The sequence below is a fragment of the Pedobacter alluvionis genome (assembly GCF_003664035.1).
GTDB classification, from domain to species: Bacteria; Bacteroidota; Bacteroidia; order Sphingobacteriales; family Sphingobacteriaceae; genus Pedobacter; species Pedobacter alluvionis.
The window spans coordinates 1-1,477 of record NZ_RCCK01000008.1 but is presented as its reverse complement, the minus strand read 5'-3'; the positions used below and the strand labels follow the sequence as shown (position 1 = coordinate 1,477).

Below are 1,477 nucleotides of genomic sequence, written 5' to 3'. Positions count from 1 at the left end.
TAACCATCGGTGCGAAAACAATAACAGTAACGGCCGCAGCGAAAAGCAAAACTTATGGCGATGCAGATCCTGCACTGACTTATACCTCTGCACCTTCACTGGTAACAGGGGATAGCTTCAGCGGAAGTCTGACCAGGTTGCCTGGCGAAAACGTGGGTACTTATGCAATTAACCAGGGAACACTTGCCTTGAGCAGCAACTATACCTTGACTTATGTTGGTGCTGATTTAACGATTGGTGCAAAAACGATCACGGTAACGGCCGCAGCGAAAAGCAAAACTTATGGCGATGCCGATCCTGCACTGACTTATACCTCTGCACCTGCATTGGTAACAGGTGATAGCTTCAGCGGAAGCCTGACCAGGTTGCCTGGAGAAAATGTAGGTACGTATGCCATCAACCAGGGAACACTTGCTTTGAGCAGCAACTATACCTTAACTTATGTTGGTGCTGATTTAACAATCGGTGCGAAAACAATAACAGTAACGGCCGCAGCGAAAAGCAAAACTTATGGCGATGCCGATCCTGCACTGACTTATACCTCTGCACCTGCATTGGTAACAGGTGATAGCTTCAGCGGAAGTCTGACCAGAACACCTGGCGAAAATGTGGGTACGTATGCAATCAACCAGGGAACACTTGCTTTGAGCAGCAACTATACCTTAACTTATGTTGGTGCTGATTTAACCATCGGTGCGAAAACAATAACAGTAACGGCCGCAGCGAAAAGCAAAACTTATGGCGATGCAGATCCTGCACTGACTTATACCTCTGCACCTGCATTGGTAACAGGCGATAGCTTCAGCGGAAGCCTGACCAGGTTGCCTGGAGAAAATGTAGGTACGTATGCCATCAACCAGGGAACACTTGCTTTGAGCAGCAACTATACCTTAACTTATGTTGGTGCTGATTTAACAATCGGTGCGAAAACAATAACAGTAACGGCCGCAGCGAAAAGCAAAACTTATGGCGATGCAGATCCTGCACTGACTTATACCTCTGCACCTTCACTGGTAACAGGGGATAGCTTCAGCGGAAGCCTGACCAGAACACCTGGCGAAAATGTGGGTACGTATGCAATCAACCAGGGTACACTTGCTTTGAGCAGCAACTATACCTTAACTTATGTTGGTGCTGATTTAACCATCGGTGCGAAAACAATAACAGTAACGGCCGCAGCGAAAAGCAAAACTTATGGCGATGCAGATCCTGCACTGACTTATACCTCTGCACCTTCACTGGTAACAGGGGATAGCTTCAGCGGAAGCCTGACCAGGTTGCCTGGCGAAAACGTGGGTACTTATGCAATTAACCAGGGAACACTTGCCTTGAGCAGCAACTATACCTTGACTTATGTTGGTGCTGATTTAACGATTGGTGCAAAAACGATAACGGTAACGGTGGCAGCGAAAAGCAAAACTTATGGCGATGCCGATCCTGCACTGACTTATACCTCTGCACCTGCATTGGTAACAGG

General features: G+C 47.5%; 1 protein-coding gene. It reads left to right on the top strand.

Annotated features, from left to right (window positions below; all coding sequences use genetic code 11):
- Positions 1-1,477 (top strand): MBG domain-containing protein (locus BCL90_RS25490; RefSeq protein WP_317126823.1); only part of this gene is annotated, 1,477 nt, incomplete at both ends.